Source organism: Campylobacter sp. LMG 7929, assembly GCF_024723595.1.
In the GTDB taxonomy this organism is placed as follows: Bacteria; Campylobacterota; Campylobacteria; order Campylobacterales; family Campylobacteraceae; genus Campylobacter_D.
Map to the genome: position 1 here is coordinate 60,658 of NZ_JANQCY010000010.1, position 13,249 is coordinate 73,906.

Sequence of the window (13,249 nt, forward strand, 5' to 3'; positions counted from 1 at the left end):
CTTAGCTTTCCATTTTCTGAGTATTTTTTTCATCTTTTTGAATTTTTTCTTCAAGATTAGAAAGTTCTTGTATATCCTTTTCTAAATCATTAATTTCACTTTTTAATTCTTTGGTGTTATTTAAAATATCTTCTTTGAGTTGATCAAATTCTTCAAAACTTAGTTTTTTTCTGATATTTTCATTAGTTTGTGAAAATTCATCTTTGTATTTTTGTGCTTCATCTTTTAATTCTGCTATTTTTAGTTCTTTATTAATACTTGCTTTTGCTTCATCGATATTGCTTTTAATGGCTTTTAAAATTTTTGCAATTTCGACTATAGTTGAAGGTAATTTTTCAGGCCCAAGCACTAAAATAGCTACAACTAAAATAACTAAAATTTCACCAAAACTCATTATTTTATCTTCTTTCATTTGAATATATGGTTTACATTTTACATAAAAATACTTAAAAATATTATTACTTTTATCATATTAATATATAAAGATATCTTGATATATTAATATATTTTTGTTATATTGAATTAAAAATAAAAAAGGAAAAGCATGGAGAAATTAGTTTTTATTTTAAAAGATTTTCTTATTTTATTTATAGAAATATCTGTTTTGTTTATTTTAGTTAGTATGCTTATTGCTTATTTAAATGAGCGCTATGCCAAATTTTTTAATGAGCATTTAAAGAAAGATTCTTTTACAAGCTATATAAAAGCCATACTTTTGGGTTGTTTAACTCCATTTTGCTCATGTTCAAGCATACCGCTTTTAAACGCATTTTTAAAAGCTAAAGTCCCACTTGGGGTATGCATAGCTTATTTAATCACCTCGCCTTTAATTAATCCTATTATAGTAGTGATGTTTATGGTGAGTTTTGGCTTAAAAATATCTTTATTTTATGTGGGATTTTTATTTTGTGTGATTTTATTTATTGCTTTTTGTGTTTCTAAAATAAACACTCAAGGATTTTTTAATGAAGACTTTTTAAAAAATGATTTAGAGCAAAAGTCATGTTGTTCTAATAATACTTTTCAAAGCTCATGTTGTCAAAAACCTAGCTTGGTTTTTGCTAAAAATTCTAAAACAAGTAAAATTTTAAATTTTAAAAACAAAGCTAAAGAAAGTAAAATCAAAATATTATTTTCACAAAGTTTTAAAGAGTATAAAAAAATTTTACCTTATATTGTTATAGGTATGGCTATAGGGGCTGTTATACATGGTACTTTTCCACAAGATTTTTTCCAAAATTATATAAAAGATTATGGAGTTTTGGGCGTATTTATAGCAGCTTTTATAGGAGTTTTACTTTATACGAATTGTACGGCTATGATACCAGTGGCGCTAGCTTTAACTACCAGTGGAATTCCACTTGGTATAATGATGAGTTTTTTAATAGCAGGAGCAGGGTGTTCTTTGCCTGAGCTTATTTTGCTTAAAAGAATTTTCAAAACAAGTTTTTTGATTTTATTTGCAGGTGTGATTGTTGCTATTGCGATTAGTTTTGGTCTTTTAATGTTTTTTATATAAGGATTTTTATGCAAGAGTTTTTAAAAATAACAAGTGCGGTTAATGATGAAAGCAGGATTTTGATCCTAGCTTTCTTGCAAAAATACGGAAAGCTTTGTGTGTGTGATTTGCAAAGCTCTTTAAATATGAGTCAATCAAGGCTTTCAAGACATTTAAAAATTTTAAAAGAAGCTAATTTTTTAGAAGTAGATAGACAAGGTGTTTGGGCGTATTATGGAGTAAAAGAAAATTTAAATAATTTTTGTAATGATATATTAAAAAACATCAATGAACTTTCCATAAAGTTTCCTGAGCTTAAAAGGTTTTCTTGTGAATGCAAAGCTTAAGTGCTAATATACAAAGCTAGTTCATCGCTTAAAAGGTAGTTAGTATTATAAAAAATTCCATTTTTATAAACTAGCTTTCCTTTTTTACTAAGAAACATCGCTTTTTCTTTTTCTAAAGGTTCTAGCTTTGTTTCATCCACGCCTATAATACTTCTAAGTCCTAAGAAAATATGCTCTAAACGTAAATCTTTTGAATTTAAATTTTCAATCTCTCTAAGACAAGGATTTGTTATATAATCTTTTAAACTTTTTTTAGTATAAAATCTTTGATTTTTTAAAAATCCCACAGCACTTAAACCACAACCTATATAGTCTTTTCCTTGCCAGTATGCAAGATTGTGTTTGCAAATTTGTCCAAAATTGCTGATTTCATATTGTTTATAGCCAAGATTTTCAATCGCTTTAATAAAATGCTTTGCAAGGCGCGGTGCATTTTTTTTAAAATGAAATTTTTTAGCAAATCTTGTCTTTTCTTCTATGGTTAGATTATAAGCACTCACATGGTTAATATCAAGCAAAGTAAGTTTGGAAATTTCATAATCAAGCATTTTTTTATCATCAAGTTTTGTATCGTAAATTAAGTCTAGATTGATATTATCAAATCCTGCTTTTTTTGCATTTTCTATACTAGTAAAAATACTTTTTTGATCATGAATGCGCCCGAGAAATTGTAATTTTTTTTCATGAAAACTTTGCACTCCAAAAGAAATACGATTAAAACCTAAATTTTTTATCTCTTTAAGCCATGAAAAATTACTCGAGTTGGGGTTTGCTTCTATACTAATTTCACTATCTTTTTGTAAATAATTTTGTATAAAAATAAATATTTTTTCATAAAAACTAGCATCCATTAAACTAGGCGTTCCACCGCCTATAAAAACAGTCTTTATGGAATTTTTATCAAGTTTGAAAAAATTTAGTTGATATTTTATATCTTGCATTAAAGCATTTAAATAATCTTTTTCAAAGTCTTTTTTTTTAAGTGAAGTAAAAGAACAATAAAAACACTTGCTTTCACAAAATGGTATATGTATGTATAAATGCATAAAACTTCTTTAAAATGTGATTATAAATTCGTATTTTTTTGTTAGAATTATATTATTAAAAAGTCAAGGATAAGAAAATCATGGAAAAAGAAAAAAAATATAGGCCAAATGTAGCTGCTATAGTACTATCATCAGCTTATCCTTTTGAATGTAAAATTTTACTTGCTAAACGCAATGATATGGAAGATATATGGCAATTTCCTCAAGGTGGTATAGATGAAGGAGAGGATGTTAAAAGTGCGTTGTTTAGAGAATTAAAAGAAGAAATAGGCACAGATGAGGTTGAAATTTTAGCTGAATATCCTGAGTGGATTAATTATGATTTTCCAGCTAAGGTTGCACAAAAAATGTATCCTTATGATGGTCAAAGCCAAAAATATTTTTTAGTTAGATTAAAAAATAAAGCTATCATTAATCTAAACACTAAAAATCCTGAATTTGATGCTTATAAATTTGCTTCATTAGAAGATGTTTATGATATGATTAACCATTTTAAAAAACCTATATATGTCAGGGTTTTAAAATATTTTAAAGAAAGGGGGTATATTTAATGCTGGTCGTACAAAAATATGGGGGAACAAGTGTAGGAACGCTTGAGCGTATTGATGAAGTTGCTAAAAGAGTAGCAAAAAGCAAAAAAACTTGCGATAAGTTAGTTGTAGTAGTTTCTGCAATGAGTGGGGTTACTAATGAGCTTATTGATTTTGCTCACCATTTTAGTAAAAATCCTTCAGGTCGTGAGATGGATATGCTTTTAAGTAGTGGTGAACGCGTGACTTCATCTTTACTTGCTATTGCATTAAATGAAATGGGTTTAAAAGCTACTGCATTTTCCGGACGCAATGCAGGGATTATTACAGATGATGTTTATACTAAAGCAAGAATAGAACACATTGATACTACAAATATCAACAAAGCCTTAGATGAGGGATATATCGTAGTAGTTGCTGGCTTTCAAGGTATTGACAAAATGGGTAATGTTACTACTTTGGGGCGTGGTGGAAGTGACTTAAGTGCGGTAGCACTAGCGGGAGCTTTAAATGCTAATTTATGTGAAATTTATACTGATGTAGATGGGGTATATACTACCGATCCTAGAATTGAGCCAAAGGCTAAAAAGCTAGATAAAATTTCTTATGAAGAAATGCTAGAGCTTGCAAGTTTGGGAGCTAAGGTTTTACAAAATCGCTCTGTAGAGCTTGCTAAAAAATTAAATGTGAAATTAGTTACTAGAAGTAGCTTTAATGAAAATGAAGGGACGATTATTACTAAGGAGGAAAATATGGAACAAGCTTTGGTTAGTGGTATAGCACTAGATAAAAACCAAGCAAGGGTTACTTTAAGAAATATCGATGATAAGCCAGGCATTGCTGCTGAAATTTTTGGGACTTTAGCAAATGAAAATATTAATGTAGATATGATTATTCAAAATGTAGGTTTAGATGGAGCTACAAATTTAGGTTTTACTGTGCCTGAAAATGAACTTGATTTAGCAACTAATGCTATGAAAAAAGTTTTAGGTGCTAATGCTAATATAGAAACAGATAGTGCTGTGGTAAAAGTTTCAGTTGTGGGTGTGGGTATGAAATCACATTCTGGAGTAGCTTCGGCAGCTTTTAAAGCACTAGCAAATGAAAATATTAACATACAAATGATTTCTACAAGTGAAATTAAAATTTCAGTTATCGTGCATGAAAAATATGGCGAATTAGCTGTAAGAGTATTGCATGAAGTTTATAAACTAGATATATAAATGAGCAATAGTTTTTTAAAATTTACCCTAGAGCAAATCCGAGAAAATGGTACTTATACAAGTTGGTTGGAAGAAAGGCGTCTTGAATGGTCGCCTTTGATCGCTTCTAAGTTAGCTTTGCTTTTGCAAGGTTATACTTTTATTGTGATTACTGATGATCAAAGAACGTGGTTTGAAGAGTATTTTTTAAGTCAAATTAACGCTAGTTCCACAAGACCTTTGGTGCCTTTTGTGTCTTTAAAAGGAATTTATAATAAAGCTTGTAATACCCAAGAAGATATAGATTTGCTAAATGATCTTTTAAGTATTTCTTTTCCTAATGGCTATGCCTTTTTTTATATAGGAACTAATACAGGTTTTAAATTTAAAATCGCTAATTCCAAAGCTGAAAGTATGCTTTGGCTTTTTGATGAGCAGTTGCAAAATAGCTTTTACCTTTCTTCGCGTGATAAGGAATTAGACTATAAACTCATTTCTTTATATAAAGTATTTGAGCAAAGCTTAGAGGCTGTGCTTTTTTCTAAGGTAGAAATTTGAATCTAAGAAATAAAATCATTATCCATAATGATTTTGAGCTAATGCAAGAAAAGCTCACAGAAGAATATGGAGCAAAAAATCTTAAATTTTTCATACCCAAAAATCCTGACTTAGAATTAAGACTAAATGACTTAACTTATGACAAAAACGGCCAAGCAACCGCAAAAGCTATTATGAATGAAAGTTATATAGCTGAAGCACAAGCTAAAATCATTGTTATATTAGCCAAGTCTTTTCGTGAAGAAGCGCAAAATTTTTTGTTAAAACTTTTTGAAGAGCCACCAAAAAATGTATATTTTATCATCGTAGCTCCTTCAAAAAATGTTTTTTTACCTACTATACTTTCAAGATTTATCATAGAAAAACATAAAATTCAAAAAGAAAAGATGTCTTTAAATTTGGATCTTAAAAAAATGGATCTAGCTCAAATTACTTCATTATTAAAACAATATGAAAATATAGACAAGCATGAGTGTTTAGAGCTAATTAGTGCTTTAAGCCATGAATGTTTTAAACAAGATATAAAATTAAACGATGAAGAAATTGAATTTTTTTACAAAGCTTATGAATTAGCTAAATTAAATGCAAAGCCAACTATTTTGCTAAGCACCATAGCTTTAATTTTACACGAGAGAAAAAATGAAAATCATTAAAATCAATCCTAATACAGATTTTGAAAAAATTTCTAAATATATAAAGCCACATAAAGCAGGCGAGAAAATTATGAGTGAAAAAACTCAAATTCATTTTTTTCTTATCAAAGAGTTAAGAGCACCTGCTGCAAATATACTCAAACAAGATGCGCTAAGGGTTGGAGCTGAGCTTGTAACACATAAAGAAGTTATATTAGGTAAAGAACACACCAATGCCTTACTTATGGTAACGCAAGATCAAGCCAAAAAGCTTATAGAAAAAGAAAAATTACAAGATTTTAAGCTTAAAAATTTGGCATTATTTTTAAAGTCTAATTTCACTAAACCCAAATATGCAAAAATTATGGGTGTGATTAATATTAATGAAGATAGTTTTAATGCTCAAAGCAGGGTTAAAGAAAATGAAGTTTTAGAAAAAATCGAACTTATGATTTCTCAAGGGGCTGATTATATAGATATAGGCGGGGTTTCTTCAAGACCTGGTAGTGTATATTGTGGGCAAGAAGAAGAGTTTAAACGCTTAAAAAACACCCTAGATTTAATCTATAAAGAAAAACTTTATGAAAAATGTATTTTTAGCTTAGATAGCTTTGATGAGTATTGTTTAGAATATGCTTTAAATAAAGGCTTTAAGCTTATTAATGATATCACCGGTTTTAAAAATGAAAATTTAGCTAAATTAGCTTTAAAATACAAAGCCACTTATACACTCATGCATATACAAAATACTCCACAAAATATGCAAAATAACCCGCATTATGAAGATGTATTAGCTGAGCTTGATGATTTTTTTGCGCAAAAGCTAGAAAGACTAATTGAGCTTGGTTTAGAAGATGTGATTTTAGATGTCGGTATTGGTTTTGGTAAAAGTCCTTGGCATAATATGATGTTAATCAAGCATTTAGAGCATTTTTTACACTTTGAAAAAGAGCTTTTAATCGGAGCTAGTAGGAAAAGTATGATAAATGCTTATTTTAGCTCAAGTGTTGAGCAAAGACTAGCTGGCACGCTTTATTTGCATTTAGAAGCTTTTAAAAATGGTGCAAGTATTATAAGAGTGCATGATGTGTATGAACATAAGCAAATGTTTGAACTTGCAAAAGCTATGGATGAACTTTCTTTGGAGTAATGATGACTTATCAAGAGTATTTAGAAAAGGTAAAATTAGCAAAAGAATGGATGAGGGCTTATTATGAAGATGATGAGCCTTTAGCAAGTGATGAAGAATACGATAAACTTATAAGAGAGTTAAAAGCATTTGAAACGCTTCATCAAGAAAAGATTTCTAAAGATTCTCCTACGCAAAATATCGCCCCAACTATACAAAGTGAGTTTCATAAACTTGCACATAGTGCAAAAATGTGGTCTATGGAAGATGTTTTTGATGAAGCTGAGCTTAGAGCTTGGGCAAAAAGAGCTAAATGTGAGTTTGATTTTTTCATAGAACCTAAATTTGATGGAGCAAGTTTAAATCTTACTTATGAAAATGGTATTTTAATCAGCGGTGCTACAAGAGGCGATGGGGAAGTAGGCGAGGATATTACTTTAAATGTTAAAGAGATATCTAATATACCTCAAAAAATTCCTTATAAAAAAAAGATAGAAATTCGTGGCGAAGTAGTGATTTTAAAAGAAGATTTTGAAAAAATCAATGAAAAAAGAGCCAAAGATGGCTTAAGTTTATTTGCAAACCCACGCAACGCAGCAAGTGGTTCGCTAAGACAGCTTGATACAAGCATTACAAAAGAAAGAAATTTAAAATTTTATCCTTGGGGAGTGGGGGAGAATTCTTTAGATTTTAAGAAACACTCTGAAGTGATGGAGTTTGTAAGAAGTCTTGGCTTTTTAAAAGATGATTTTGTTTTTTGTGTGAAAACTTTAGATGAGGTTTTAGAAAAATACCATGAACTTTTAGAAAAAAGAGATCAAAAGCCTATGATGATGGATGGTATGGTTGTAAGGATAGATGATTTAGCTCATTGTAAGCTTTTGGGTTATACCGTGAAATTTCCAAAATTTATGACTGCGTTTAAATTTCCTGCTTTGGAAAAAACTACAACCTTACTCGGGGTTAATTTACAAGTTGGAAGAAGTGGAGTGATCACTCCTGTGGCAGTGCTAGAACCTGTAAATTTAGATGGGGTTGTAGTAAAGTCTGCAACCTTGCATAATTTTGATGAGATAGCTAGACTTGGAGTGATGATAGGCGATAGTGTAAGTGTGATAAGAAGTGGCGATGTGATACCTAAAATCACTAAAGTTTTTACCCAAAGGCGTGATGGTTTAGAAAGTAAGATTACTAAACCAACTCTTTGTCCTGAGTGTTTTAGTGAGCTTTTAGATGAGGGTGCTTTTTTAAAATGCCAAAACTTAGACTGCAAGGCAAGACTTGTAAATTCCATTATACATTTTGTATCTAAAAAGTGTTTAAATATAGACGGCCTTGGAGAAAATATCGTCGAGCTTTTATTTAAAGAAGGAAAAATCACTAATATAGAAAGTATATTTTTCTTAAAATACAGCGATTTTGAAGGCTTGGAAGGCTTTAAAGAGAAAAAAATCAATAATCTTTTAAGCGCCATTGAAAATGCAAAAAAATGCTCTTTATCAAGGTTTATCACTGCTTTGGGTATAGAGCATATTGGAGAAGTGGCAGCTAAAAAGCTAGCACAATCTTTTGGCTTTGAATGGTTTATGCAAAGCTATGAAGCTTATGCAAATTTAGAAGGCTTTGGCGAGCAAATGGCTAAAAGCTTAGAAGAATTTACCCATGTCAATGCAAATCGCATTAAACATTTTTACGAAATTTTGCATTTAGAAGATGAGAAAAAAGAGCTTATTATAAATGAAAATATTTCCAATAAAACCTTTGTTATCACAGGCACTTTAAGCAAATCACGCGATCATTTTAAAGAACTAATCGAAAGCTTTGGAGCGAAAGTAAGCTCTAGTGTGTCTAAAAAAACTGACTTTGTATTATATGGAAGCGAAGCAGGCTCAAAGCTTGAAAAGGCTCAAAGCTTAGGAGTCAAGTGCATCAATGAGGCTGAGTTTAACGCTCTTTTAGGCGGTGCTGATGAGGTTTGATGTTTTTGTAAGTACAAAATTAAACATTTCTCGCAACAAATCTTGCGAGCTTATAGAAAACAAGCAAATTTTACTCAATGGCGAGTTTAAAAAAACCTCTTTTAAAATCACATCTTTAAATCCTTTAGAAGATGAGAGTTTAAAACTCACGCTTTTAGAAGAGCTTTTTGTAAGTAGAGCTGCTTTTAAGCTTAAACATTTTTTACAAGAGCATGCATTAACTATAAAAGATAAAATTTGTTTAGATATAGGTTCATCAACCGGAGGTTTTGTGCAAATTCTACATCAAAATAAGGCTAAACACATCACAGCTTTAGATGTAGGCTCTAACCAACTTCATAAGAGCTTAAGAAATTTAGAAAATATCCAAATTTGTGAAAACACCGATTTGCGTGAGTTTAAAAGTGAAATTTTATATGATGTTATCACTTGTGATGTGAGTTTTATCTCTTTAACACATTTGATTTTTCATATAGATAAGCTTGCTAAAGATCTTATCATCTTGCTTTTTAAGCCTCAATTTGAAGTAGGTAAAAATGCTAAACGTGATAAAAACGGAGTGGTAAAAGATATAAAAGCTATTAAAACTGCTAAAGAGAGCTTTGAAAAAGCTTGTGCAAAGCTTGGTTGGATCTTGCAAGCAAGTCAAGAGTCACACTTAAAAGGAAAAGAAGGTAATGTTGAGTTTTTCTACGCCTATAGAAAAAACTAAAATCACAAATTTAGCTATAGGGCATTTTGATGGCATGCATTTAGGACATTTTGAGCTTTTTAAGCATTTAGATGAAAATGGAGCCTTGTTTATCATCACTAAAGAGGAAAAAGAAGCCCTAACGCCTAAGGATTTTAGAGTAAATTTGGTTGATTTTCCTTTGATTTTTTGTGATTTTGAAAAAATAAAAAATTACAAAGGCGAGGATTTTTTAAAGCTTTTAAAGCAAGAATTTCCCAAACTAGAAAAAATCATCGTAGGTTATGATTTTAAATTTGGTAAAGAAAGAAAATGTAGCGCCAAAGATATACAAAGCCTTTGTGGTATAAACACTATCATTGTAGATGAGTTTAAAATTCAAAACAAAAGCGTTCATACAAGTATGATTAAAACCTTACTTAAAGAAGCAAAAGTTAAAGAAGCTAAAAATTTCCTAGGTAGGTTTTATACTATACAGGCAAATATCATCAAAGGGCAAGGCATAGGTGCTAAAGAGTTTTTTGCAACTTTAAATTTATGCGTCAAAGACTTCTTTTTACCTAAAGATGGTGTATATGCGACTTTGGTAAAGATTGAAAATAAAAGTTATCATAGTGTAAGTTTTATAGGTATAAGATCTACTGATGAAAATTTTGCTTTAGAAACGCATATTTTAGATGAAAATTTCACAAACACAAATACAAAATCAGTGGAGTTAAGCTTTATTGACTATATAAGAGCTAATGAGAAATTCAATGTTTTAGCCTTATTAAAAACACAAATTGGTAAAGATATTAACAAAGCAAAAGAAATTTTAGGAAAATTAAATGAAAGATGAAATTTTTAAAAAACCCTTAGAAAAACAATTTGAATTTGATAAAAGTGTAGCAAGCGTTTTTGATGATATGGTGTCAAGGTCCGTGCCTTTTTATACGCAAAATTTAAAACTCATAGTCGAACTCATAGATCATTTTACACCGCAAAATGCAAGAATTTGTGATCTTGGTTGTTCTACGGCTAGTTTATTGCTTGCACTTTATGAAAAAAGAAAAGATTTCCTTTTAAGTGGGGTTGATGAGGCTAATGCTATGCTAGAGATTGCTAAAAGTAAATGCCAAGCCTTTGGAGCTAGGGTGGAATTTCATCAAAAAAATTTAGATGATTTTGAGTTTTTTAAAAATGATGTTTTTATAGCTACTTATACTTTACAGTTTATCCGCCCACCTAAAAGACAAGAGTTAGTTGATAAAATCTATCAAAACCTAAATGAAAATGGTATGTTTGTGTTTAGTGAAAAAATTCTATATGAAGATGTAAAAATAGCTAAAAAAATGATACAAATTTATGAGCAATATAAACTAGAGCAAGGTTATAGCAAGCTAGAAATTTCAAGCAAACGAGAAGCCTTAGAAAATATCCTCATACCTTATACTCAAAATGAAAACATAGCCATGCTTAAAAAAGCAGGATTTTCTAAAGTAGAAAGTGTTTTTAAATGGGTAAATTTTGAAACTTTCATAGCTTTTAAATAAAATATTTTCAATATAAAAGTTAAAAATATTAGCTTAAAAATTATATTTATAATTATAAATATATTACAAATTAATTTTTCTACTATTGCAAACATTTATAATTTATTATATAATTTGGTTATTTTGTTATACTTATTTATGTTTATTTTTTGGTTGTATTTTTTTATTAAAAAAAGGGCTTTTATGATTAAATGGTCGAAAGAATATAGCGTGCATAATAAAACCATTGATGAGCAGCATAAAGTTTTATTTGATATAGCCAAAAAGGCTTATCTTATAGCAGAAAATCATGCGAGTATTAGTGAAATCAAGAGTGTTTTGATTGAGCTTTTTGAGTATATTAAAACTCATTTTAAAGATGAGGAAGCTCATATGCAAAATATTGCTTATCCTGGATTAGAGCAACATAGAAAAATCCATCAAGAAATTACAACTTCATTAATCTCTTTAGTGAAAAACATTAAAACTGTAAATGATTTCAAAGAAAAACTTAATGTAATTACAGAAAAATGGCTTGTAGAACATATATTAAAAGAAGATATGAAATATTATAGATATGAAAAACAAAAACAACAAAAAACCGATGAGGTAGATTTTGATAAGGATGAAAATTTAACTGTAGAGCATTTTGTTGAAGAAACACCAAAATATGTTGTTTATATTTGTGGTTGTGCAAATGAAAAGCATAAAATCCCTCATCGTGTTCATTTACAAATTCTTAATGGTGTAAAATATAACTGCAAAGTTTGTAAAAAAAATATTCGCATTGCTTAGGATGTCTTATGGAAGCATTTCCAATATGGAATGAAAAATTCAGCATTGAAAATGCAGATATTGATTTGCAACATCAAACTCTTTTTGCTTTAGCAGAAAAAACCGCTAATCTTTTAAATAGACATATTTATAAAGCAGAAGTCAAGGAATTATTGGGTGACTTTTTTGATTATATGCGAACCCATTTTAAAGATGAAGAAGATTATATGTATTCTATAAATTATCCGTATTTATCAGAACACAAAGCAATGCATAAGAAAATTATCAAAGACATGAGTGTATTGCTTAGTGAATGTTCTAGTACAAATGATCTTAAAGAAAAGCTATATAAGATAGTTTCAGTATGGCTTTTAGAACATATAGTAGAACATGACATGAGAATTAGTAAATTTAAAAAAAGTTTAGATAAAAAAGATTTAAATCAAAAACAGGTGCAAGAGAGCAGTGATAAATTTGAGTATATTTGCGCTTGTAAGGATATGATTCATAAACTTGATTATGGAGTGCATATTAAAATAAAATATTTAAATATAGCTTATAAGTGTAAAAAATGCTCCAAAGAATTAGTTTTTAATTATATAGAATAATTTTTCCAATATTAAATATAAAAATTATAAAATAAAAATTTATAATTTAGATAATTTTTATTCATAAAATTATTATTAAGAATAATTTTATGAATAAAATATTAATATTATACTCATTATCAAAATATACATAAAACAGCTATATCCATTTTTTATATCAATTTTATGAAAGGGTTTTTAATGAATAAAAATTTATCTAAAAAATGTTTTATGGGGGGGGGTAGTAGTACTTTATTAAAACTATATTTTATCACTATCATCTCTTTAAGCTCCCTACAAGCTGCCACCCAGGCAAATTATGATAAAGCTTCTAATGCTTATGTTATTAAAGAGCATAAATTTAATAATAATGATGTATATGATTATAATCTTGATACCTATAAATTTATCAACGGTGTGAATTATTATGGACAATTTTCTACTAATAAAAATATTTCGGATACTACTTTGATTTATGATAATCCTAAAAATAAGGATTATTTTAGGTTAAATTTAAAAGAATCACAACAAGATATACTCACTCCAAGTATTAAAGAAGATATTTTTGTAGTTAATGGCTTTCATAGTACTAATTTATCTAATACCACATTACATCAAACTAGCTATATACCTTTTTTAGTTTCTGCTTATACTTTCAATGCAAAAGCTAATAATAATACCTTAGTATTAAAAGCAGGAGAATTATCTTCAGTATATTATTTAAAACCTACTGATAAAGAAGTAATCAATCCTAAAGCTACGGGT

Annotated in this window: 15 protein-coding genes and 1 pseudogene; 14 read left to right on the plus strand and 2 right to left on the minus strand. The window is 29.0% G+C overall.

Annotated elements, in window-relative coordinates; all coding sequences use genetic code 11:
- Position 1: 1 nt before the first annotated feature.
- Entirely contained in the window at positions 2-394 is a 393-nt protein-coding gene (gene tatB / locus CAMP5118_RS06090; RefSeq protein ID WP_039618091.1) for a Sec-independent protein translocase protein TatB, read from the minus strand.
- Between the two features lie 150 nt (positions 395-544).
- On the opposite strand from tatB, the gene CAMP5118_RS06095 reads away from it, so the two are divergent.
- Positions 545-1,519, plus strand: a complete 975-nt coding sequence (locus tag CAMP5118_RS06095) for a permease (RefSeq protein WP_337216865.1) — start codon at positions 545-547, stop codon at positions 1,517-1,519.
- 8 nt (positions 1,520-1,527) lie between these two features.
- Complete coding sequence (locus CAMP5118_RS06100) at positions 1,528-1,845, plus strand: ArsR/SmtB family transcription factor (RefSeq protein ID WP_337216866.1); 318 nt, start codon at positions 1,528-1,530, stop codon at positions 1,843-1,845.
- Here CAMP5118_RS06100 and hemW read toward each other — a convergent pair.
- Positions 1,842-2,891, minus strand: coding sequence for a radical SAM family heme chaperone HemW (gene hemW, locus CAMP5118_RS06105; protein WP_337216867.1), 1,050 nt, complete (start codon positions 2,889-2,891; stop codon positions 1,842-1,844). The two genes, CAMP5118_RS06100 and hemW, sit on opposite strands and share 4 nt — an antisense overlap.
- 80 nt (positions 2,892-2,971) lie before the next feature.
- Between hemW and CAMP5118_RS06110 the strand changes: the two genes are divergently transcribed.
- From CAMP5118_RS06110 to CAMP5118_RS06165, 12 genes and pseudogenes are all read left to right on the plus strand, one after another.
- Positions 2,972-3,442 (plus strand): RNA pyrophosphohydrolase, encoded by a 471-nt coding sequence (locus tag CAMP5118_RS06110; protein ID WP_263679032.1) that lies wholly within the window; start codon positions 2,972-2,974, stop codon positions 3,440-3,442.
- Entirely contained in the window at positions 3,442-4,644 is a 1,203-nt protein-coding gene (locus CAMP5118_RS06115; protein ID WP_263679033.1) for an aspartate kinase, read from the plus strand. Before CAMP5118_RS06110 ends, CAMP5118_RS06115 begins: the two co-directional genes overlap by 1 nt.
- Positions 4,645-5,181, plus strand: a complete 537-nt coding sequence (locus CAMP5118_RS06120) for a HobA family DNA replication regulator (RefSeq protein ID WP_263664135.1) — start codon at positions 4,645-4,647, stop codon at positions 5,179-5,181.
- 41 nt (positions 5,182-5,222) lie between these two features.
- Positions 5,223-5,834, plus strand: a complete 612-nt coding sequence (locus CAMP5118_RS06125; RefSeq protein WP_337216871.1) for a DNA polymerase III subunit delta' — start codon at positions 5,223-5,225, stop codon at positions 5,832-5,834.
- Positions 5,821-6,963: a dihydropteroate synthase gene (folP, locus tag CAMP5118_RS06130; RefSeq protein ID WP_263679037.1), complete on the plus strand. Its 1,143-nt coding sequence runs from the start codon at positions 5,821-5,823 to the stop codon at positions 6,961-6,963. The genes CAMP5118_RS06125 and folP overlap by 14 nt, the downstream gene beginning before the upstream one ends.
- A gap of 2 nt (positions 6,964-6,965) precedes the next feature.
- Positions 6,966-8,921, plus strand: coding sequence for an NAD-dependent DNA ligase LigA (gene ligA / locus CAMP5118_RS06135; protein ID WP_337216872.1), 1,956 nt, complete (start codon positions 6,966-6,968; stop codon positions 8,919-8,921).
- Positions 8,911-9,633, plus strand: coding sequence for a 23S rRNA (cytidine-2'-O)-methyltransferase TlyA (gene tlyA, locus CAMP5118_RS06140; RefSeq protein WP_337216868.1), 723 nt, complete (start codon positions 8,911-8,913; stop codon positions 9,631-9,633). Before ligA ends, tlyA begins: the two co-directional genes overlap by 11 nt.
- Positions 9,599-10,450 (plus strand): bifunctional riboflavin kinase/FAD synthetase, encoded by an 852-nt coding sequence (locus CAMP5118_RS06145; protein ID WP_337216869.1) that lies wholly within the window; start codon positions 9,599-9,601, stop codon positions 10,448-10,450. Before tlyA ends, CAMP5118_RS06145 begins: the two co-directional genes overlap by 35 nt.
- Positions 10,440-11,144, plus strand: a complete 705-nt coding sequence (gene cmoA, locus CAMP5118_RS06150) for a carboxy-S-adenosyl-L-methionine synthase CmoA (protein ID WP_263679039.1) — start codon at positions 10,440-10,442, stop codon at positions 11,142-11,144. The genes CAMP5118_RS06145 and cmoA overlap by 11 nt, the downstream gene beginning before the upstream one ends.
- A gap of 183 nt (positions 11,145-11,327) precedes the next feature.
- Entirely contained in the window at positions 11,328-11,918 is a 591-nt protein-coding gene (locus tag CAMP5118_RS06155; RefSeq protein WP_337216870.1) for a bacteriohemerythrin, read from the plus strand.
- Positions 11,919-11,926: 8 nt separating this feature from the next.
- Complete coding sequence (locus CAMP5118_RS06160) at positions 11,927-12,505, plus strand: bacteriohemerythrin (RefSeq protein WP_263664141.1); 579 nt, start codon at positions 11,927-11,929, stop codon at positions 12,503-12,505.
- A 180-nt stretch (positions 12,506-12,685) separates the two neighbouring features.
- Positions 12,686-13,249: pseudogene (locus tag CAMP5118_RS06165) on the plus strand (hypothetical protein); the annotation flags it as partial.

Coding starts and splice junctions, on each gene's coding strand:
- CAMP5118_RS06155 (WP_337216870.1), top strand. CDS start 11,328: ATGATTAAATGGTCGAAAGAATATAGCGTGCATAATAAAACCATTGAT.
- hemW (WP_337216867.1), bottom strand. CDS start 2,891: ATGCATTTATACATACATATACCATTTTGTGAAAGCAAGTGTTTTTAT.
- CAMP5118_RS06145 (WP_337216869.1), top strand. CDS start 9,599: ATGTTGAGTTTTTCTACGCCTATAGAAAAAACTAAAATCACAAATTTA.
- folP (WP_263679037.1), top strand. CDS start 5,821: ATGAAAATCATTAAAATCAATCCTAATACAGATTTTGAAAAAATTTCT.
- CAMP5118_RS06100 (WP_337216866.1), top strand. CDS start 1,528: ATGCAAGAGTTTTTAAAAATAACAAGTGCGGTTAATGATGAAAGCAGG.
- ligA (WP_337216872.1), top strand. CDS start 6,966: ATGACTTATCAAGAGTATTTAGAAAAGGTAAAATTAGCAAAAGAATGG.
- cmoA (WP_263679039.1), top strand. CDS start 10,440: ATGAAAGATGAAATTTTTAAAAAACCCTTAGAAAAACAATTTGAATTT.
- CAMP5118_RS06095 (WP_337216865.1), top strand. CDS start 545: ATGGAGAAATTAGTTTTTATTTTAAAAGATTTTCTTATTTTATTTATA.
- tlyA (WP_337216868.1), top strand. CDS start 8,911: ATGAGGTTTGATGTTTTTGTAAGTACAAAATTAAACATTTCTCGCAAC.
- CAMP5118_RS06125 (WP_337216871.1), top strand. CDS start 5,223: ATGCAAGAAAAGCTCACAGAAGAATATGGAGCAAAAAATCTTAAATTT.
- CAMP5118_RS06120 (WP_263664135.1), top strand. CDS start 4,645: ATGAGCAATAGTTTTTTAAAATTTACCCTAGAGCAAATCCGAGAAAAT.
- tatB (WP_039618091.1), bottom strand. CDS start 394: ATGAGTTTTGGTGAAATTTTAGTTATTTTAGTTGTAGCTATTTTAGTG.
- CAMP5118_RS06110 (WP_263679032.1), top strand. CDS start 2,972: ATGGAAAAAGAAAAAAAATATAGGCCAAATGTAGCTGCTATAGTACTA.
- CAMP5118_RS06115 (WP_263679033.1), top strand. CDS start 3,442: ATGCTGGTCGTACAAAAATATGGGGGAACAAGTGTAGGAACGCTTGAG.
- CAMP5118_RS06160 (WP_263664141.1), top strand. CDS start 11,927: ATGGAAGCATTTCCAATATGGAATGAAAAATTCAGCATTGAAAATGCA.